At 65.5% G+C, this 19,752-nt stretch carries 18 protein-coding genes and 1 tRNA gene; 9 read left to right on the plus strand and 10 right to left on the minus strand.

The features are described 5' to 3' along the window. The first annotated feature begins 12 nt into the window (after window positions 1-12). From MRBLMA1_RS14375 to ssb, 4 genes are all read left to right on the plus strand, one after another. Window positions 13-678, plus strand: coding sequence for a COQ9 family protein (locus tag MRBLMA1_RS14375; protein WP_363737513.1), 666 nt, complete (start codon window positions 13-15; stop codon window positions 676-678). Between the two features lie 87 nt (window positions 679-765). Further along, window positions 766-1,035 (plus strand): FeoA family protein, encoded by a 270-nt coding sequence (locus MRBLMA1_RS14380; RefSeq protein WP_363738207.1) that lies wholly within the window; start codon window positions 766-768, stop codon window positions 1,033-1,035. Next, window positions 1,032-2,891 carry a ferrous iron transporter B gene (gene feoB / locus MRBLMA1_RS14385; protein ID WP_363737515.1) on the plus strand — a complete coding sequence of 620 codons (1,860 nt, stop codon included), beginning with the start codon at window positions 1,032-1,034 and terminating at the stop codon, window positions 2,889-2,891. Before MRBLMA1_RS14380 ends, feoB begins: the two co-directional genes overlap by 4 nt. A 26-nt stretch (window positions 2,892-2,917) precedes the next feature. Further along, the gene (gene ssb / locus MRBLMA1_RS14390; protein WP_133652477.1) at window positions 2,918-3,484 is read left to right on the plus strand and encodes a single-stranded DNA-binding protein; all 567 of its coding nucleotides are present in this window, start codon (window positions 2,918-2,920) and stop codon (window positions 3,482-3,484) included. A 113-nt stretch (window positions 3,485-3,597) separates the two neighbouring features. Here the strand turns inward: ssb and MRBLMA1_RS14395 are convergent, their stop codons facing one another. The 4 genes from MRBLMA1_RS14395 to MRBLMA1_RS14410 all read right to left on the minus strand — a co-directional run bounded on the left by MRBLMA1_RS14395 (window position 3,598) and on the right by MRBLMA1_RS14410 (window position 9,802). After that, the gene (locus MRBLMA1_RS14395) at window positions 3,598-5,379 is read right to left on the minus strand and encodes a sensor domain-containing diguanylate cyclase (RefSeq protein ID WP_363737517.1); all 1,782 of its coding nucleotides are present in this window, start codon (window positions 5,377-5,379) and stop codon (window positions 3,598-3,600) included. A 68-nt stretch (window positions 5,380-5,447) separates the two neighbouring features. Next, entirely contained in the window at window positions 5,448-6,914 is a 1,467-nt protein-coding gene (locus MRBLMA1_RS14400; protein ID WP_363737519.1) for an FGGY family carbohydrate kinase, read from the minus strand. Next, window positions 6,911-8,419: a glycerol-3-phosphate dehydrogenase gene (locus MRBLMA1_RS14405; protein ID WP_363737521.1), complete on the minus strand. Its 1,509-nt coding sequence runs from the start codon at window positions 8,417-8,419 to the stop codon at window positions 6,911-6,913. The genes MRBLMA1_RS14400 and MRBLMA1_RS14405 overlap by 4 nt, the downstream gene beginning before the upstream one ends. A 132-nt stretch (window positions 8,420-8,551) precedes the next feature. Continuing rightward, window positions 8,552-9,802: a phospholipase D-like domain-containing protein gene (locus MRBLMA1_RS14410; RefSeq protein ID WP_363737522.1), complete on the minus strand. Its 1,251-nt coding sequence runs from the start codon at window positions 9,800-9,802 to the stop codon at window positions 8,552-8,554. Window positions 9,803-9,888: 86 nt separating this feature from the next. On the opposite strand from MRBLMA1_RS14410, the gene rpoZ reads away from it, so the two are divergent. Together rpoZ and MRBLMA1_RS14420 are read left to right on the plus strand one after the other, a co-directional pair. Continuing rightward, window positions 9,889-10,233: a DNA-directed RNA polymerase subunit omega gene (rpoZ, locus tag MRBLMA1_RS14415; RefSeq protein WP_007688625.1), complete on the plus strand. Its 345-nt coding sequence runs from the start codon at window positions 9,889-9,891 to the stop codon at window positions 10,231-10,233. Window positions 10,234-10,532: 299 nt separating this feature from the next. Next, window positions 10,533-12,311, plus strand: a complete 1,779-nt coding sequence (locus MRBLMA1_RS14420; RefSeq protein WP_363737524.1) for an AMP-dependent synthetase/ligase — start codon at window positions 10,533-10,535, stop codon at window positions 12,309-12,311. 42 nt (window positions 12,312-12,353) lie between these two features. Here MRBLMA1_RS14420 and MRBLMA1_RS14425 read toward each other — a convergent pair whose 3' ends face one another. From MRBLMA1_RS14425 to MRBLMA1_RS14435, 3 genes are read right to left on the minus strand one after another with little or no spacing between them, the layout of a single operon-like run. Then, window positions 12,354-12,770: a hypothetical protein gene (locus tag MRBLMA1_RS14425; RefSeq protein ID WP_363737526.1), complete on the minus strand. Its 417-nt coding sequence runs from the start codon at window positions 12,768-12,770 to the stop codon at window positions 12,354-12,356. A gap of 55 nt (window positions 12,771-12,825) precedes the next feature. Continuing rightward, window positions 12,826-13,548, minus strand: coding sequence for a hydroxyacylglutathione hydrolase (gene gloB / locus MRBLMA1_RS14430; protein ID WP_363737527.1), 723 nt, complete (start codon window positions 13,546-13,548; stop codon window positions 12,826-12,828). A gap of 4 nt (window positions 13,549-13,552) precedes the next feature. Beyond that, window positions 13,553-13,987 (minus strand): VOC family protein, encoded by a 435-nt coding sequence (locus MRBLMA1_RS14435; RefSeq protein WP_363737529.1) that lies wholly within the window; start codon window positions 13,985-13,987, stop codon window positions 13,553-13,555. A 102-nt stretch (window positions 13,988-14,089) separates the two neighbouring features. Between MRBLMA1_RS14435 and MRBLMA1_RS14440 the strand changes: the two genes are divergently transcribed. After that, window positions 14,090-14,794, plus strand: coding sequence for an SIMPL domain-containing protein (locus MRBLMA1_RS14440; protein WP_363737531.1), 705 nt, complete (start codon window positions 14,090-14,092; stop codon window positions 14,792-14,794). A gap of 40 nt (window positions 14,795-14,834) precedes the next feature. On the opposite strand, the gene MRBLMA1_RS14445 is transcribed toward MRBLMA1_RS14440, so the two are convergent. Together MRBLMA1_RS14445 and MRBLMA1_RS14450 are read right to left on the minus strand one after the other, a co-directional pair. After that, on the minus strand, window positions 14,835-15,704 hold the full coding sequence (locus MRBLMA1_RS14445) for a tetratricopeptide repeat protein (protein WP_363737533.1): 870 nt from the start codon (window positions 15,702-15,704) through the stop codon (window positions 14,835-14,837). Continuing rightward, window positions 15,704-16,459, minus strand: coding sequence for an alpha/beta fold hydrolase (locus MRBLMA1_RS14450; protein ID WP_363737535.1), 756 nt, complete (start codon window positions 16,457-16,459; stop codon window positions 15,704-15,706). Before MRBLMA1_RS14450 ends, MRBLMA1_RS14445 begins: the two co-directional genes overlap by 1 nt. A 141-nt stretch (window positions 16,460-16,600) precedes the next feature. On the opposite strand from MRBLMA1_RS14450, the gene MRBLMA1_RS14455 reads away from it, so the two are divergent. Together MRBLMA1_RS14455 and MRBLMA1_RS14460 are read left to right on the plus strand one after the other, a co-directional pair. After that, window positions 16,601-16,687 (plus strand) — tRNA-Leu (locus MRBLMA1_RS14455). A 162-nt stretch (window positions 16,688-16,849) separates the two neighbouring features. Next, window positions 16,850-18,073: a tyrosine-type recombinase/integrase gene (locus MRBLMA1_RS14460; protein WP_363737537.1), complete on the plus strand. Its 1,224-nt coding sequence runs from the start codon at window positions 16,850-16,852 to the stop codon at window positions 18,071-18,073. Window positions 18,074-18,083: 10 nt separating this feature from the next. On the opposite strand, the gene MRBLMA1_RS14465 is transcribed toward MRBLMA1_RS14460, so the two are convergent. Beyond that, complete coding sequence (locus MRBLMA1_RS14465; RefSeq protein WP_363737539.1) at window positions 18,084-19,253, minus strand: hypothetical protein; 1,170 nt, start codon at window positions 19,251-19,253, stop codon at window positions 18,084-18,086. Window positions 19,254-19,752 lie beyond the last annotated feature (499 nt).

A 19,752-nucleotide genomic window follows, 5' to 3' on the forward strand; every position in this document is an offset into this window, starting at 1 on the left:
TAGTAACGGGCCATGACCCCGACGCATCAAGACATGACGCTCGATGAAGTGCGCGCCGCGCTGGCGCCGATCCTGCCGCGCCATGCCGCCTTTGACGGCTGGCGCAGGGAAGCGGTGACGATGGCGGCGGCGCAGTGCGGCATCGATGCCGGCATAGCGGCCCTGGCCTTTCCGGGCGGTGCGATGGAGATGATCGACGCCTGGTTCGAGAGCATCGATTCGCGGATGCGGGAAGCGTTGCCGCAGGAGAATCTGGCGACCCTTTCCATCCGGATGCGCATAACGACCCTGGTCGAAACGCGCCTGACGCTGCTGGCGCGGGATCGCGAAGCGCTGCGCCGGGCGCAGGCGGTCATGGCCATGCCGCGCAATGCGGCGGCGGCCGCCAGACTGGGTTGGCGGGCAGCGGACGTCATGTGGCGCGCGGCCGGGGACGAATCGACGGACCTCAATCATTATACGAAGCGGCTGACCCTGGCCGGGGTCTATGCCGCGACCCTGCTCGTGTTCGTCGATGATGAAAGCGAAGACTGGGCGGAGACTCGCGCCTTCCTGGCCCGGCGGATCGAGGGCGTGATGCGGTTCGAACGCGCCAAGGCCCAGTGGAAGGGCATAGGTGCCGGTGAAAGGTTGAGCTTTGCCCGCTTCATCGGGCGGTTGCGATACCCTGCCATATAACCCTCGCGTCGCGGCGCGGATTCACGCTGGTCTTTTCCAATCGGTATTGATAGTCACTCGCAGGAATATATGACGAGTGCCTTACCCTTGCGCCTGACCGACCTGCCGCTGCGCCAGCCTGCCTATGTGGACCTGATCGACTGGGACGCCCTTTCCGCGTCCGACGGGCAAAGGCTTCGCGAATTCGGCCTGTGCGAAGGCGCCAGCGTGGAGGCGCTGCATCATGGCGGCCTGATGGGCCGTGGCCCCATTGCCTGCAAGGTCGGCCGCATGACGATCGCCATGCGCCGCAACCATGCCGCGGCGATCACCGTCCGCACCGGGCCGCAGGACGCCGCCGCGGACGAAGAAGCGTGACCGGCCTGCCGCTGGTCGCGCTGGTCGGCAATCCCAATGCCGGCAAGAGCGCGCTGTTCAACGCCCTGACCGGAGCGCGGCAGAAGCTGGGCAATTATCCCGGCGTGACGGTGGAGCGCAAGGCGGGCCGCCTGTCGCTGTCCGACGGCCGGCCGGTCGAACTGGTCGACCTGCCCGGCACCTACAGCCTCAATCCGACCAGCCCCGACGAACAGGTGACGCGCGACGTCATATTGGGCAGGCAGGCGGGCGAACGCCTTCCCGACGCGCTGGTGGTGGTGGTCGATGCCTCCAACCTCGACAATCACCTGCGCTTCGCGCTGGAACTGATCGCGCTCGGTCGTCCGACCATCGTCGCGCTCAACATGGTCGACCTTGCGACCCGCGACGGGCTGGAACTGGACGCGCAGATTCTTTCGCGCGAACTGGGCGTGCCGGTGATCTCCACCGTGGCGGTGCGCAAACGTGGTCTGGATCATCTGCGCGGCGAACTGGAATCCATGCTCGACGGCGGGGTCGGTGACGTCGCTCCTGCGGGCGAACGGCGCGATTTCGAGGTGTTGCGCAGGGAAGCGCGCCGGATCGCCCGCACCGCCATCGTGCGCGAAACCCCCTCCCGCCGCCTGACCGCCGCGGTCGACCGGGTGGCGCTGCATCCCGTGGCGGGGCTGTTCCTGCTGCTCGCCTTGCTCTTCATCATGTTCCAGGCGGTCTATGCCTGGTCAGAGGCGCCGATCGCGATGATCGAGGGCTTTGTCGCCAGTGCCGGGGATGCCGTGACGGCGGCGCTGCCCGATGGGCTGCTGCGGTCCTTCCTGGTCGATGGCGTGCTGAACGGCGTGGGTTCCGTCATCGTGTTCCTGCCGCAGATCCTCATCCTCTTCTTCTTCATCCTGATGCTGGAGGCGACCGGCTACATGGTTCGCGCCGCCTTTCTGATGGACGGGCTGATGGCGCGGGTGGGCCTGTCGGGGCGCGCCTTCATCCCGCTGCTTTCCTCCTTCGCCTGCGCGGTGCCGGGGATCATGGCGACCCGCACCATCGCTGATCCGAAAGACAGGCTGACCACCATATTGATCGCGCCGCTGATGACCTGTTCGGCGCGACTGCCGGTCTATGCCGTGATCATCGGCGCCTTCATTCCGGCCCGGACCGTGGCGCTGGGCATCGGTCTTCAAGGGCTGGTGCTGTTCTGCCTCTACATTTCGGGCATTGTCGGCGCGATGCTGGCCGCTCTGGTTCTGCGCCGCACCGTCACCAAGGGGGCAAGCGGCGGTTTCCTGATGGAGATGCCCAAATATCAATGGCCGCGCCCGCAGGACATCGTGCTTGGCCTGTGGCAGCGCGCGGTGATCTTCCTCAAGCGGGCGGGCACGATCATCTTCACCTCGACCGTGATCCTCTGGATATTGCTGAGCTTTCCCAAGGCGCCGGAGAATGGCGGGGTCAGCCAGGTCAACTATTCCATCGCAGGACGGGTCGCCAACGGGCTTAACGTCGTGCTGCAGCCGATCGGCTTCAACCGCGACATATCGCTGGCGCTGATCCCGGCCATGGCCGCGCGCGAAGTGGCGGTATCCGCGCTCGCCACCGTCTATTCGCTCGACGCCGACGAGGATGAGGCGAAGCTGGAACGCAGCCTGGGCGACCGGCTGAAGGACAGTTGGCCGCTGCCGACCGCGCTCGCCTTCCTTGCCTGGTTCGTCTTCGCGCCCCAGTGCATCTCTACCATCGCGGTGACCAGGCGGGAGACCAATGGCTGGAAATGGCCGCTGTTCATGATCGGCTATCTGTTCGCGCTCGCCTATGTCGCGGCCGGACTTACTTACTGGACCGCCACCGCAGCAGGGCTATAAGGACCAGCTAAACTATCGGAGGAAACATGGCGGGTTCGGTCAACAAGGTCATTCTGGTGGGCAATCTGGGCGCCGACCCGGAGGTGAAGAGCTTTCAGAATGGCGGGAAGGTGTGCAACCTGCGGATCGCGACCTCCGAAAGCTGGAAGGATCGCATGTCGGGCGAGCGCAAGGAGCGCACCGAATGGCACAGCGTCTCCATCTTCTCCGAAGGGCTGGCGGGCGTAGCGGAACGCTTTCTGCGCAAGGGGTCGAAGGTCTATCTGGAGGGCCAGCTGCGCACCCGCAAATGGCAGGACCAGTCCGGCAATGACCGCTACACCACCGAAGTGGTGCTGCAGGGGCCGGGCGCGGTGTTGACCATGCTGGATGGCGCGCCCGGAGGCGGTGGTCAGGGCGGCGGCGGACGCTCGCAGGGCGGCGGTGACTGGGGCGCCAGTTCGGGCAGCTTTGGCGGCGGCAATGATTATGATGATTTCGGCGGCGGCGGCGGTGGCTTTGCTGGCGGTTCGGGCCGATCTTCAGGCGGCGGACGCGGCAGTGCGGGCGGGCCGAATTTCGACAATGACCTGGACGATGAAGTGCCGTTCTGAGGGATATTCAGCGGTAAATGACAGGAAGCGTTTTGCGATCCCTCACTCAACGGGATCGCAGACGCCTTACATCAGGATGCAGTGAAGCGGACGCATCGGCATCCTGCCAATGCTCAGGCTGCCAGGCGCAGGCAGTTCCTTCCACTATGCTTGGCGTTGTACAGCGCCTTGTCGGCGGCTTCGAGCACGGCCTGACTGTCGCTCTGTCCACTCAGGGCGACCAGTCCCGCGCTGAACGTCACCGGGATCAGGTCGCCCGAATCGATCTGAACGGGATGGGCCGTGACCATTTCACGCAGCCGTTCGCAGATCATGCTCGCCCGGACGACATCCGTGCCGCCGAGCAGGATGGCGAATTCCTCGCCGCCAAGGCGACCGATACTGTCGCCGCCGCGCAACCCCGGGCGCAGCCGATCGACAAAGCCCGCCAGCACGCGGTCGCCCGCGCCATGACCGTGGCAGTCGTTGACCGCCTTGAAATGGTCGATGTCGATCAGCAGCAGGCAGGCCCGTCCGCCATGACGGGCACGCAGCATTTCCTCTTCCAGCTTTTCCAGGAAAGCCCGCCGGCTGTCCGCGCCGGTCAGTGAATCGAGCGCCGCCACCTGCTGCAGCGCGCGTTGCCGCGCCTTGTGCCGGGACATGTCGCGAATCGTGCAGACAAGGCCGGTGGGCATGCCGCGCTCGTCAACGACGGCGCGCGCCACCATCTCGCACCATTCGCTGCCCTGCGCCGATATGAAGGGGCGGAATTCGACCGTCTGCACTTCGCCGGGCTGGTGGAGCGCCCGGTCCAGCGTCGCGGTCACCTGTTCGCGGTCCACCGGGTCGACCAGATTGGCGGCGTCCTGCCCGATCAGCAGTTCGGGCGCGCAGCCGATCTGTTCTGCCGCCGAGGGGGAGGCATATTCGATCACGCCATCAACGCGGATGTTGAGCACGACATCGCCGCTGTTTTCCGCGATCGCGCGATAGCGCGCCTCGCTTTCCTGCAACATCTGGAACAGGCGCCGGCGGCTGTTGAGTTCCGCCGCGATCGGCATGGAAAGCAGGAAGCTGAAGGCCAGGAAGAGCTGGAAATACTGCATCCTTTCGCCCAGCGTGCCGGGGATCATGTGCAGCGGTCCATGGCCCGTCATGGTCGCCATGCCGCCGATCATCGCCAGGATGATGACCGACGCCGCAGCGCCCAGATTGCCCAGGCGGAAGACGATGGCGACCATCGGCAGCAGCAGCGCGAAGAGCATGGGAAAGCGGGCCACGTAGAAGACGAAGCCGGTCGCCAGGGCGAAGAGCAGGAGCAATCCGAGCGCTTCACACTTCGCCCAGCGCCTGGTCTGGCCGAACCAGCGCCGCAATTCGCCCTTCATCAGCATGATCAGGATCGGCGTGCAGGTCAGCCCGCCCAGCACATGCCCGGTATACCATTGCAGCAGCGACGCACCGAACGGCACTGTCGTCAGTGCCGATGCCACGGAGGCGGCGGCCAGGCCCGCGACCAGATTGGCCGGGCCGCAGAGCGCGAGAATGAAGACGAACAGCGGCTGCATCGATCCCGCGAATTTCCCGCCTGGCGCAAAGCGGCGGCAGATCAGCGCGACGATAAGCGCTTCCAGCAGGTTGATGCCGGCCATCGGTATGGCGGCGGCGGTCCCCATGCCCCACAGGGCGGTCGACAGCGCACTTGCCATGCCGCAGGCGATCAGGGCCCGCGGCCAGACGCTGGCCCGCGATGTCAGCAGATAGGCCATCAGCAGCGCGTTGGCGCCCCAGATGAAGGCGAGGCCCCCTTCAAAGCGCGAACTGGCAAGCGCGATCGACGCCATGAAGAAATAAGCGCCTGCCAGGACGACAGGCTCAATGCGGGACGAAGTATGGCGAAGTGACGTCTGCATGTTCGGTCCCGCATTAGACGCTTATCGTTAAAATATACTCACGATCATGATTTTACAGTGGAGAAAAATCATGTGGACGCCAGCAAGGCGTGCCAGCGGCGTAGCCTTTCGTCCCTGGTATCGTCCGGCAGGGCAGGGGTGAACCGTCGCCGCGCCGCCCCCATCCCGCCGGCCGCGGCGGCAAGGGAAGGAAACAGGCCCGCGCCTACCGCCGCGAGCATCGCCGCGCCCCGGGCCGTCGTCTCCACATCGGCCGGGCGATCCACGGGCACGCCCAGAATGTCGGCCAGGTCCTGCGCGATCCAGTCATTGGCGCTCATTCCCCCGTCGATGCATAGGCCTTGCCAGGGCATGCCGTCGGAGCCGAACGCTCCGGCCAGGTCGTGAAGCTGGTGCGAGAGGGATTCGAGCGCCGCGCGCACGATATGCCCCCGCCGGGTCCCCAGCGTCAGCCCGCGGATCATGCCCGTGGCGTCCGGGCGCCAATGGGGGGCGCCCAGCCCCGCCAGCGCGGGCAGCATCGCGATGCCGCCGCTGTCCGGCACGGAACGGGCCAGGGTTTCGCTTTCCTCCGCCGTCGCGATCAGGCGCAGTTCGTCGCGCAGCCACTGGATCAGGCTGCCGGCGACGAACACCGACCCTTCCAGCGCATAATTCGTCTCTCCCGGCAGACGGCAGAGCAGCGTGCCGAGCAGACGATGCCGCGATACGGGCACGGTGCTGCCCATGGGAGCGAGGACGAAGGCGCCCGTGCCCAATGTCGCCTTGGCGCTGCCCGGCGTCAGGCAGCCCTGGCCAATGGTCGCCGCCTGCTGATCCCCCATCAATCCCCGGATCGCGATCGGCTGGCCGAACCATTCGGCCCGGGTTTCGGCAAAGGCGCCCACATTGTCGACGATCTGTGGCAGGGCGTGCGGCGGCACGCCGAACAGGTCGCATAGCCCCTGGTCCCAATCCGTACCGTCCAGCGCCATCAACTGGGTGCGGCTGGCATTGCTGGCGTCGCTGACATGCAGCCCGCCGGTCAGCTTCCACATCAGCCAGCTTTCTATGGTGCCGAAGGCGAGGGCGCTTCCCGCTTCCGCGACGGCGGGGGCATGGTCCAGCAGCCAGCGCATCTTCGTTGCGGAGAAATAGGGATCGAGCACCAGCCCTGTCCGCCGCTGGATCGCTTCCTCCTCGCCCGCGTCGCGCAGGGCGGCGCAATGTCCGGCCGTGCGCCGGTCCTGCCAGACGATTGCGGGAGCCAGAGGCTGGCCGGTCCGCCGGTCCCACGCGACGACGGTCTCGCGCTGGTTGGTGATGCCGATGGCGGCGATGCGATCCGCGCCGCCCGCCCGCATCACCATGTCGCGCGCGCAGGCGAGCGTCTTGTCCCAGATTTCCGCCGCATCATGTTCGACCCAGCCGGGTTGCGGATAATATTGGCTGAGGTCCGCCTGCGCCATGCCCAGCCGTCGTCCGTCGGGCGCGAAGAGCATCGCGCGCGTCGATGTCGTGCCCTCGTCCAGCACCAGTATCAGACGCTCGTTCATCCCCTCTCCCCCAGCCAGTCCCGCACATGCGCCTTCTGTCCCGCATCGAGGCGCAGTCCCAACTTCGTGCGGCGCCACAATATGTCGTCGGCCGTGACCGCCCATTCCCGCGCGACCAGATAGCGCAGCTCCGCCTCGGTCAGGCCATGGCCGAAATGCGTGCCCAGAGCCTCCATGTCCCGCGCACCGTCCAGCCACTCCCATGCACGGGTGCCATAGGCGCAGGCGATCCGCTGCGTCGAGGCATAGTCGAGAAAGGGATAGTCGCAGCCCAGATCGGCGATCAGCCGGTCGCGCTCCTGCATCGGGAAGTCGCCGCCCGGCAGCGCCGCCTTCGCCGTCCAGTCGCCCGCGGGCAGGCTGGGGAAAAAGGGTCTGAGCATCGCCACCGCCTCGGCCGCGAGGTGGCGATAGGTGGTGATCTTGCCGCCGAACAGGCTGAGCAGCGGCGCTTCCCCCCGTGGCGCGTCAAGCTCCAGCCGATAGCCGCGCGTCGCGGCTTCCGGTTTTCCCGAACCATCGTCGACCAGCGGCCGGACGCCGGCATAGGACCACAGCACGTCCTGCGGCGTGATGATCCTTCGGAAATAGCGGTTCGCGCCGTCGCAGAGATAGGCGATCTCGTCGGGCGCAGGTTGGACATCGTCGATCGGCCCCTGATGATCGCGGTCGGTCGTGCCGATCAGGGTGAAGTCGCGCTCATAGGGCAACGCAAAGAAGATGCGTCCATCGGGCAGCTGGAAGAAATAGGCAAAGCCATGGTCGAACAGGCGCGGCACGACGATATGCGATCCGCGCACCAGCCGCATGTGGCGCGCCGTTTCACCATGGGCGCGATGGAGAAGGTCGAGCACGAGCGGCCCGGCGGCATTGACCACGGCGCGGGCGCGGAAGCGCGGCATCGATCCGTCGTTCGCCTGCGCATGGATCGTCCAGCCGCCTTTTTCCCGTTCCAGCCGCTGCACGTCCGTCCGGGTGCGCACCTCCGCACCCCTTTCCGCCGCATCGCGGGCGTTGAGGATGACGAGGCGGGCATCGTCGACCCAGCCGTCGGAATAGAGGAAGGCCTTGCCGAAGCCGGGTTGCAGCGGCCGTCCGGCCGGATGGCGGCGCAGGTCGATGCCCTGCGTCGGCGGCAGGGCGTGCCGGCCGCCGATATGGTCGTACAGGAAGAGGCCCAGTCGCAGCATCCAGCGCGGCCGCAGCCCCGGTACCCAGGGCAGCACGAAGCGCAGCGGATGGATGATGTGCGGGGCGATCGCCCAGAGCCGCTCGCGTTCCGCCAGCGATTCGCGCACCAGGCCGAATTCCCGATGCTCCAGATAGCGCAGCCCGCCATGGATCAGCTTGGTGGAGGCGGACGATGTGCCCTGCGCCAGGTCGCCGCGCTCCAGCAGCAGCACCCGCGCACCGCGCCCGGCCGCGTCACGAGCCACGCCGCAGCCGTTGATGCCGCCCCCGATCACGGCAATGTCATAGGGGGTCGGGTCTGTCTCCCTCGTCACCCCGTCATCCTAGAGCATCGGGCGGAAAAGTGGGAACCGGTTTTCCGCTGGCGATGATGCGACGAGAAAACCGTGTTGGCGGCTGGCATCAGATTTGACGCAGCGCGCTCCAGCGCTTGCGGAACGGAACTGCTAGTCGGCATCGGGGTCGCGGAAGTTGAGGCGGCGGGTCACGGTGTAGTCGAGCACGCCGACCAGGAAATAGCTGATCCACTGTTTGACCAGCGTGGGCAGGCTGCGCTGGGAGCGGTAGGTTTCGAGCGTGACCTGGCGGCTTTCTCCCGCCCTACGGTCGATCAGCGCCCGCATCGCCTTGGCAAAGCCGGCATGCTCGATCCGCAGCATGATTTCCAGGTTGAGGAACAGGCTGCGCATGTCGAAATTGGCCGAGCCGATATAGACCGCATCGTCCACCACGATCAGCTTCATGTGCAGCTTGCACGGTTGATATTCCCAGATCTCCACGCCGCGCCGGAGGAGGGGGCCATAGAGCAGCCGCGCCGCCGCGACGGTCGCGCCATTGTCGGACCTGGAGGGCAGGATGAGGCGAGATCCCTTGCGCCGCGCGGCCCTGGCAATGCGCTTGAGCATGCCGCGGCCCGGCGAGAAATAGGCCTCCACCATGTCGAGCCGCCCTGCCTGCTCCAGATCATGCTTCACAAGCTGCGCCCAGGGGCTGAGCCGCCGTGTGGGGCCGCCGATCACCCAGCGCATCGGCTCGTCCGCTACGGGATGGATGGGGCTGTGCCAGTTGCGCACCATGCGGCGCAGCGTGCGGAACCGCTGCCTTCGCGTCGAGACCCAGCGCCAGAGCTGGCCGTACCAGCTGGTCATCGCCTGCACCTGCGGTCCTTCCACCAACAGGCCCAGATCGTGCCAGCAATCCTCCGCCGGAATCCCGAAATAGCCGTCCTCGACGTTGAAGCCGCCCATCAGCAGCCGCCGGTCGTCGGCAATCGCCAGCTTCTGGTGATTGCGGATCAGGTAGCGCATCGATCGGCGCGCGCCGAAGCGGCCGAAATGCGCTCCCGCCGCCACCAGCGGATCGAAGAAGGCGAGCGGCGTCGATCCCGATCCGAAAGCGTCGATCATCAGCGTGACCGCCACCCCGCGTCGCTGTGCCGCGATCAGCCGGTCCAGGATCAGCCGTCCGCTGTCGTCGGCCGCGAAGATGTAATAATAGAGCTTCACGCTTTCCCGCGCGCCGTCGATCAGGTCGACCAGCGCCTGCCGCAGTGCCGGCCCCGTCTCGATCACGCGCAGGTGGTTGGCGTGCAGCGACAGGTCGATCTGTTCCCCGCCCTGTTCCCCGCCATGACCCGGCTCTGCCTGCCCGATGCTCGCCATGCTCCGTTCATGCCCGCATTCGGGGCGGCTGGCCATGACTTTATGGGCTTTTCATTGACTCTTGGAACAGGCGCTGTTAGGCGCGCATTTCACTATTTTACCTTTGGTTCAGGAGCGCCCGTTTGGCCCGCGTTACCGTCGAAGATTGCGTCGACAAGGTTACCAACCGTTTTGACCTCGTCCTGCTTGCCGCGCAGCGCGCCCGCGAGATTTCCGGCGGCGCGGAGCTGACGCTGGACCGCGATCGCGATAAAAATCCTGTCGTGGCGCTGCGTGAAATCGCGGAAGAGACGGTCCTTCCGGTCGATCTGCACGATTCGCTCGTCGCGTCGCTGCAGAAGGTGCAGATTGACGATGACGACACGCCCGATGAAATCGGCTCGATCGCCCAGTCGGCGGAGGCGCTGCGCCTGACCGCCGCTGCCCCGCCGCGCAACCAGAATATCGGCGGCGATTACGACGGCTGATCCGGTCACCAGCTTGGAGAGGGAATGAGGCCCGGCCTGCGCAAGCAGGACCGGGCCTCACCGTTTCAGGGAGTGGGTCGGCCTGGCTCAGGTCGCAGGAACGGCATCGCGCCTTCCCGGCGCTGCATGTAGGCGAATGCCTGTCTTCTTCCCATTCTCGTCCAGATTGAATCTCCGCACTCGCAAGCGTCTTGGGAAAGCCGCGAAAAATCTTGGCCGTTACGGCATGGCGTGGTTATAGCCTGCCAGGCAGGCGGAAGAGCGCGCCGAAGATGCGCCGCGAGTGAGGAGATGCCGTTTTGAGCGCGAAGGAGCGTTTTCCCAATCTGGTGACCCTGTTCTTCGCCCGCGCGAAGGCGATGGGTGACGCGCCTTTCCTCTGGCGCAAGACAGCCGGGCAATGGCAGTCGCTGAGCTGGACCGAGGTCGCCCTTGAAGTCGCCTCGTTGGCCAGCGCCTTGCAGGCGCAGGGGCTGAAGCCCGGCGATCCGGTGATGCTGGTCAGCGAGAACCGGCCGGAATTCTGCATCGCCGACCTTGCCATCATGGCGGCCGGCTGCGTCACCGTGCCGACCTACACCACGAACACCACGCGCGATCACCAGCATATCCTGACCGACAGCGGCGCCCGCGCGGTCATCGTCTCCACTGCGAAGCTGGCGCAGACCCTGATGCCCGCCGTGCTTCGGTCGCAGGCGAACATCGTCATCGGCATGGAGCCGTTGCGCGGCATGCAGGGGCAGGTCACCTGCCATTTGTGGAGCGACCTGATCGCCCATTATCCCACCGACATCGAAGCCTGCGCCGCCAGCCAGACGGCGAAGCGCGAGGATCTGGCCTGCATCATCTATACCAGCGGCACCGGCGGCGCGCCGCGCGGGGTGATGCAGCATCATGGCGCGATCCTCTGCAACATCGAGGGCGCGGACAGCTTGCTGGAGGAGGATTTCGGGCGGGGCGAAGAGGTGTTCCTGTCCTTCCTCCCCCTTTCCCACGCCTATGAGCATAGCGGGGGCCAGTTCCTGCCGATCATGGCGGCCGGGCAGATCTATTATGCGGAAGGGCTGGAAAAGCTGGCCAGCAATATCGAGGAGGCAAGGCCGACGATCATGGTCGTCGTCCCCCGCCTGTTCGAGGTGCTGCGCACCCGCATCATCAAGTCGATCGAGAAGCAGGGCAAATTTCCCACCTATCTGCTGGGACAGGCGCTGCGCATCGCGGCGAAGGAACAGCAGGGGAGGACATCCCTGCTAGACCTGCCGATGAAGGCGCTGCTGGCGCGGACGCTGAAGCCCAAGGTGGCGGCGCGCTTCGGCGGGCGGATGAAGGCGCTGGTGTCAGGCGGCGCTCCTCTCAATCCCGATGTCGGCCTGTTCTTCGATGCCATGGGACTGACGCTGCTCCAGGGCTATGGCCAGACCGAGGCCGGGCCGGTGATCAGTTGCAACCGGCCGCGCGCGGGGATCGCCATGGATACGGTGGGGCCGCCGCTCGACGGCGTGGAGGTGCGGATTGCGGAGGATGGCGAAATCCTCGTCCGCGGCGAGCTGGTGATGCACGGCTATTGGCGCAATCCGGCGGAAACGGAAAAGGCGCTGCAGGATGGGTGGCTGCACACCGGCGATATCGGGGAGATCGATGCCAGGGGGCGCATACGCATCACCGACCGCAAGAAGGACCTGATCGTCAACGACAAGGGCGACAATGTCTCGCCCCAGAAAGTCGAAGGCATGCTGACGCTCCAGCCGGAGATCGGGCAGGCGATGGTCCATGGCGACCGTCGTCCGCATCTGGTGGGGCTGCTGGTGCCGGACGCCGAATGGACGCGCGAATGGGCGCAGGCGCGGGGGCGCAAGGTCGAGGGGATCGAGGCGGATGGCGATTATCTGGCTGCGCTGCGCGCCGCCGTTGATCGGGTGAACGACGATCTGTCCGTGATCGAGCGGGTGCGGCGCTTCATCCTGGCCGACGAGCCCTTCACCATCGACAATAGCGAGATGACCCCGTCGATGAAGATCCGTCGGCATGTCATCCGCGCCCGCTATCAGGATCGGCTGGACGCGCTGTACAAGGGGTAGGTTGTTCCTGCCCGTGCGGGAAGGCCGCGCCGGGAGGCGATCCTATTTGCCCGGCGAGCGATAGGGCGTGAAGTCGCCAAGCGCGCAGCTTCCCGTCACCATTCCCGTGGTCAGGTCGGCGCTGGTGACCATGTCGCCCCGGCAATATTGCGATCCCCAGGTCTTGATGATCATCGTATCGCCACGCGTCAGCCCGGTACAACTGCCGATCAGGTCGTTGCGATAGACCAGTCGCCCGCTGACCCGATAGAGCAGCACATTGCCGCTGATGGCGGTCAGGTTGGTCTGGGGTTCGTGATTGACGCAACTCGTCTTTTCGCCGGCCACCTTGCCGGCGAGGGCTTGTTCCAGCTCACTCGTCTGTTTTTCGGTCAGCTTGGGCGGCTGATAGCTGCCCGAGCATCCCGCCAGCAACAGCGGGACAAGCCACGGGACGGACCGCGATATCCATGGACGCACGACACCTCTCCTCATTCGTCCCCGCTTCCAAGACGCTCAACCGGCGTGGAAACCGTCACGCCGCATCCTTCGCCGCCCGTCGCTCCGCCAGTTGCGCGACATCGCGGGCGCGCATGAAGATGTTGGTCGCGCGCTCCTGCCCGATGCTGGTCGGCACGGTAGCCTCCCCCCGCAAACGCGCTGCGTCGACCTGCGCCATGCGGGTGTGCAAGGCGGCGTTGTCAGGCTCGACCGTCAACGCGAAGCGGCCGTTCGACTGCGTATATTCATGCGCGCAATAGACGATGGTATCGTCGGGCAACTCGGCCAGGCGCTGCATATTGGCGAACATCTGCGCCGCCGTCCCCTCGAACAGTCGGCCACACCCCATGGCGAACAGCGTGTCGCCCACGAAGATCATATGGTCGTCCGCCAGATGATAGGCGACATGGCCCGCGGTATGGGCGGGCACGGCCAGCACGGCCGCCCGGTGGGCGCCGATGCACACGCTGTCGCCCTCCCTGACCATGCGGTCCAGCGTGCCGATCTTCTCGGCCTCCGCCGCGGGGCCGGTGATGGTGCAGCCGGTCGCCGCCCTGATCGCCGCATTGCCGCCGACATGGTCGCCATGCCAGTGGGTGTTCCAGATCTGGCTGATCGTCCAGCCCCTTTGCTGCGCTGCCTCCAGCACTGGCCCGGCGACGGCAGGATCGACGACGACGGTTTCCTTGCTGGCATCATCGTGCAGCAGCCAGACATAATTGTCGTTCAGGACGGGGATGCGGACGACTTCCAGCATGGTTTTACCAGACTCCGACATTGGGCATGGAAACCCAGGGCTCGGCCGGTTCCAGACGCCCGTCCTGCAGCAGTTCGACGGAAATATCGTCCGGCGTCCGCACAAAGGCCATATATCCGTCACGGGGCGGGCGGTTGATCGTCACGCCCGCATCCAACAGCCGCTGGCAGGTCTCATAGATATTCTCGACCCGATAGGCGAGGTGCCCGAAATTGCGGCCGCCGCCATAGACCTCCGGCGGGGTGCCGTCCTCGGCAGGCCAGTTGTAGGTAAGCTCGACCTGCGCCTCCTCATCCCCCGGCGCGGCGAGGAAGACCAGGGTGAACCGACCCTCCGCGCTGTCGAAGCGTTTCTGTTCTTCCAGGCCGAGCAGGCGGAAGAAGTCCACGGTGCGGTCAATGTCGGTCACGCGGATCATCGTGTGCAGATATTTGGGCAAGTCTTCACTCCATTAGTCGCCATAAAGCAACGGTTCATCTCTGACGCCTTAGATGACCAGAAGATAAGCCCTGGCGGGCCTGGACGGAAGAGGGGAGGCGGCATGGCTTTAACCTATCATGACAAGCTTTTCGTGGTATGCGCGGGGGTGCTGGCCTTTGGCATGGTCGGCGGCGGTTACCTCCTGGGCGACGGGCTCAAGCGGGCCAAGGCGGCGGATCGTTCCGTGACGGTCCGCGGGCTGGCGGAAAAGGATGTTACCGCCGATCTTGCCACCTGGTCGATCAGCTACTCGGCCACCGGCTTCGACTTGCCCTCCGTCCGGGCGGAGATCGACAATAATACGCGGGAACTGCGCGCCTATTTCGCCAGCCTCGGCTTCAGGCCGGATGCGCTGACGGCAACCGGCGCGGGCGTCAATCAATATATCAATAATGGCGTGAACACGATCACCATCACCCAGCGGATGTTGCTGCGCACGACCGACATCACCCGTGCCCAGCGCGCCGTGGCGCAGCAATTCGACCTGGTCCGGCGCGGCGTCACGCTGCAGGAGGGATCGGGCATGCGCTACAGCTTCACCAAACTCAACGACGTGAAGCCGCAGATGGTCGCCGCCGCCACCCGGGATGCCCGCGCCGCCGCCGAACAGTTCGCCCGGGACAGCGGCGCCAATGTGGGCGGCATCAAGAGCGCGACCCAGGGCTATTTTTCGATCGAGGCGCGCGATGGCGAGGCCGACGGGTCCAGCGATACGCCGTACAAGAAGGTCCGGGTCGTCACGACGGTCGACTTCTACCTCGATTAGGACCGGTCGGCATCCAGAAGAGGATCCGCCCGGAGCATCTTCAGTTGGCGGGCTTCGGCGCCAGGCGGGAAAGATTGTCGGCGGCGGCCTTTCCTGCGGGAGCATCCGCGGCCAGCTTCACGGCGCGTTGCCAGGCGGAGCGGGCAACATCCTCATGACCGGTGAGGATGGCGATATTGCCCTCCTCCAGCGCGACAGAGGCATCGTCCGGGGAAAGCTGCACCGCGCGCGCAATCTGTGCCTGGGCCAGTTTCATCTCTCCCGATCGTCGCGCCAGGGTGGCCGAAAGCAGCCAGGCCAGCGGATCCTGCGGCACCTGCTCCAGCGCGATGTCCAGGGAGTCTCGCGCGGCCTGGGCATCGTTCAGCGCCACCAGTGCGCGGGCGCGGTCGAGATGCACCTCTCCCTTCTCCACCCCATCGGGCAGGCCGCGCGCCAATGCCGCGTCGAAATCGTCGCGCGCCTTGGCAGCATCGCTGGCGGCCAGCGCGGCATTGCCCGCCTGTGCCCATAAACGGCCGCTCTGCACCATTTCGCCGTTGCGTTCGGCTTCATCCGCCCCCTGTTCGAAGGCGACGATGGCCGGCGCCCAGCGTTCGGCGCGGGCATAGGCAAAGCCCATGCAGTTGCGCGCATAGAAGCTGCCGCCTTCGATACGCCATTGTTGCGCGAAGTCGACGCCCTTGTCGGGCGCCTCCACCGCCTGATCCAGACAGGCCTGGAATTTCGCGGCATATTTGTCCGGCACGGGAATGCGGCCGTCGCTTGCCGTCGTCGCTGCCCGTGCAGGCGCAGCGGGGACGGAAGCCGCGGCCTCCGCCTTTTCCTTCCTCTTGCGGTTCATCACCGCCTCGATCTCCGGATCATAGGCCTGCGGCGCGAGCAGAAGCAGCGGGAGGAGAAAGGGCATCAGAGGCTGTCCAACAGGCTGGCGACGGTCCGGATCAGCAGGGCGATGTCGGCGTCGCGGGAAAGGCGATGGTCGCCATCCTTAATCAGCAGCATCTGCACATCGGATGAACGCAGCCGTTCGGCGATGCGCAGCGCCGTCTGCCACGGTACATCTGGATCGGCCTGGCCCTGCAACAGGCGAATCGGGCAATCGATCGCGATTTCCTCCTCCAGCAGGCGGAGCGACTGGCCGGATTCCCAGAAGGCCAGGGTGGTGACATAGGGATCATCGCCATAGGGGGTCGGTTCCAGGAGTCGGCCCTCCGTTGCCAGCAAGGCCTTGTCCGCCTGGGTAAAGCCCCATTCGGTGAAATCCGGCGCCGCCGCGATGCCGACCAGCCCCGCCACTCGCCCCGGTCGCGCCAGCGCGATCAACAGCGCCAGCCAGCCGCCCATGGACGACCCGACCAGCACCAGCGGCCCGTCTGTCAGCGAATCGATCAGCAGCAGCGCATCGTCGCGCCAACTCGCCAGCGTCCCATCCTCGAACCGCCCGTCGCTCACCCCATTGCCGGCATAGTCGAGACGGAGCATCGCCCGGCCCTGATCCCGCGCCCAATGGTCCAGCGCGACCGCTTTGCCGCCTTCCATGTCGGACATGTAGCCGGGCAGGAAGATGATCGTCGGCCCCGCGCCCGGCCGATGGCGATAGGCGAGCCGCAATCCGTCGCCGCGCGCGAAAAAGGCGGGTGGAGCGGTTTCGGGGCGTTCCATGCTATTTCTCCAGTTCAGCGGCAGGGGCCTGAAAAAGGCTCGTAAAAGGTCTTGGCGGGGAAACCAGAAAAAATAAGAATAATCCACCCGGCGTGATTGACAGCCCTCCGACCAGAGGCTAGTTGCGCGCTCCTACCCCGTGCCCAGATGGCGGAATTGGTAGACGCACCAGCTTCAGGTGCTGGCGATCGCAAGGTCGTGGAGGTTCGAGTCCTCTTCTGGGCACCATTTGTTCTTCCGGCGACGTCCGGGAACGTCCGGAAAATGGCTGATTTCAGCCGTTTTTTGTGCTAAGACCGTCCGGTCAAATCCGGGCTGATCCGGCACCAATCGGGAACAAATATGGTATCCTGCATGGTATCGAAGGCCCCTTATGGACGGGCCGATACCATGGGAAAACTCTTCGCGACGACCGTCACGAGCGCCAGGCCGAGGGAGCGCGAATACAAGCTCACCGACGGTGCCGGCCTCTATCTCCTCGTCAAGCCGAACGGCCGCAAGCTCTGGCGGCTGAACTATGCCTATCTCGGCAAGCAGCGCACGCTTTCCTTCGGCGCCTGGCCCGACGTCGGCCTCGCCGACGCACGCGAGCGGCGCGACCAAGCGCGTAAGCTGATCGCCGCCGGCCTCGATCCCTCGCACGAGGCCAAGCTCGCCGAGGCGCGCGCGATGCTGTCCGAGGAAAACAGCTTCAAGCTGGTCGCCGAGGAATGGGTCGCCAAGCAGGAGCGCGAGGGCATGTCGGAGGTCACGCTCAGCAAGATCCGCTGGCTGCTCGCCAAGGCCTATCCCAGGATCGGCAGCCGTCCGGTAGCCAAGATCACCGCCCAGGAAGTGCTGGCCGTGCTCCGCTCGATCGAGGCCACCGGCCGATATGAAAGCGCGCGCCGGATGCGCAGCGTCCTCGGTCGCGTGTTCCGCTACGCCATCGCCACCACGCGCGCCGAAATGGATCCATCCCGCGATTTGCGCGGCGCGCTGACCGTTCCCAAGGCCAAGCATCTCGCCGCCATCACCACGCCCAAGGGCGCGGGCGAACTGATGCGCGCCATCGAGGGGTACACCGGCCACGCCATCACCCTGTTCGGGCTCAGACTGTCGGCCCATCTGTTCGTGCGACCGGGCGAACTGCGCCAGGCCGAGTGGAGCGAATTCGACTTCGACCGCTCGGTCTGGAACATCCCCGAGCAGAAGATGAAGATGCGTCGACCGCACCGCGTGCCGCTGTCCACGCAGGTCATCGCGCTCTTCGAACAGCTCTGGGAACTGACGGGCACGGGACGATACTGCTTCCCCTCTTTCCGCTCGCCGCTTCGCCCGATGTCCGAGAACACGGTCAACGCGGCCCTTCGAGCGCTCGGTTTCAGCCAGGAGGAGATGACGGCGCATGGCTTTCGGGCGATGGCGGCGACACTGCTCAACGAAACGGGCAAGTTCAATCCCGACGCCATCGAGCGCCAGCTCGCCCATATGGAGACCAACGCCATAAGGCGCGCCTACACGCGCGGCGAATATTGGGACGAGCGCGTGCGCATGATGCAGTACTGGTCGGATCAGCTCGACGAGATGCGCGACGGCGCGAGGGTCTTGAAGCCCAACTTCCGACGCGCTTGAGGCTCCCGGCCTAATGGTCACGATAGGTCCTCTCCGTCACTTCGGCGATCGACCGGAAGACAGCGCACGAGCCCTGTGTGAGCGGATCATGGGCCTGCACATGCGCTTGCGCCCATTCCAGCCACTCGGCGGCAGGCCTGCCGCCAATTTCCAATGAAGAATCCGGGATCGCGGTGCGCAGCGCCATGAGGAAATCCCGCGCCAGTTCAGCTTCGCGCCATCTGCCGGCCTGTTCGAGAAAGCATCGGAAGCGGTCGCGGTCGAGCTTGAGCTCCTGCGCCAGGATCTGGCGACGCCGTTCCTCGGTCTCCCTTAGCCGCTGCCGCTCCTCTGCCTCTTCGCGCGCTGCCGCCATCATCGGGAATGCCGCAAGCAGGGTAGCGAGTATGTCGCCCACCCTGTCCTCGATCATGCCCTTGCGGCCGTCCTGCCAGACGCGCGGCAACTCGCCGGGCAGCCAGCGCTTGACCTCGAAGACCAGCACATCCGTCTCGACCAACTCTCGCCGGTATTGCTTGCCGGAGCCATGCCATCGTCCCTCTTCGAGAGTGAGGAGCTGGCGCACTTCCTTGAGCCGGGGCCTCAGTTGAAACGCGATCTCGTCCTTTCCGCTCCGCGCAACGGGACCATGCCGGTCTGTCTCGGCAATGACGATCTTCTCTGCCTCCAAGGCTTTGAACAGGGTGTCCAATATCCTGAGACGACGCCGTTCGATCGGCGTGAAGGGCGCGGCCCGGACCGGCCGGTTGGGCCAGATATCATAGACCAGCCGGCCCCTGGCGATTGCCTCCCTTCGATTTGCAAGCCAGCCGGCAATGATGGGGTGGGGATCCGAGAGCCGATCTGCCACGCGCACCGCTTTGCCATTCTGGCGGGCCGCGGCAAGGGCGGCGTGCGCAGTTGACGACGCACCACCATCCGGGTGCCGGGTAATTTCTATCTTCTCGTCCATGCCGGCTTTTGCGGGCGGCAAGGCCGGCACGGCGATCTCCTTTCCGGCCGCGACCTTGTTCCAGTGCCCAGGCCGAGGACGCGGGATATTGAAACCGTCGCATAGTTTCGCGAGACTTTGATCCGAGATGCCGAAGCGTCCTGCGAGGTGGCGGAGAGGTTCGGCCCAGACCAGGGCGTGAAGTTCGGTACGGGACAGCAATGCGGGGGCCAACAGGGTGGTGGGCATATCCATCGGACAGTCTTTCACTCCAAAGCCACATGCATGAGGATGCCGGAAGCTGCCGATCCGCAGCCCAAAACCGTTTCGCCATCATTCCATGACGCTCGGATTCAGAAATACCCGACAAGAAAAATTCATCGGCAATGACGCCGCTCGATTTGAAGGATATTATGCATGTTCAGAGCCTTAAATCGCTTTGTCGCGCAGCACCGGGCTTGCGTCTTGGAAGACCTGCGATAAGCTGAAGGCGCGCCATCGATGCATGGCGCCGAGGCGTGAGAACCTCGTGCGAGATGAAATGGATCCGCCATCGTGCGGCCGGGTGGCCGACGCGCATGTCCAAGCCGTTCGCGGCCAAAGGCGTTGGCGCATGTGCTCGTGCATGTTCTCAACACCCGGCTTTCGCCGGCATCGCCTCGCCAAAGCGAGGAGATGCGATCGATGCGATCCACAGCCAGGATCGGCGCGCCGCGCCGCATGCCATGCGGCCGGCGCTAGGAGCGGC

This window comes from Sphingobium sp. LMA1-1-1.1 (assembly GCF_040676365.1).
In the GTDB taxonomy this organism is placed as follows: Bacteria; Pseudomonadota; Alphaproteobacteria; order Sphingomonadales; family Sphingomonadaceae; genus Sphingobium.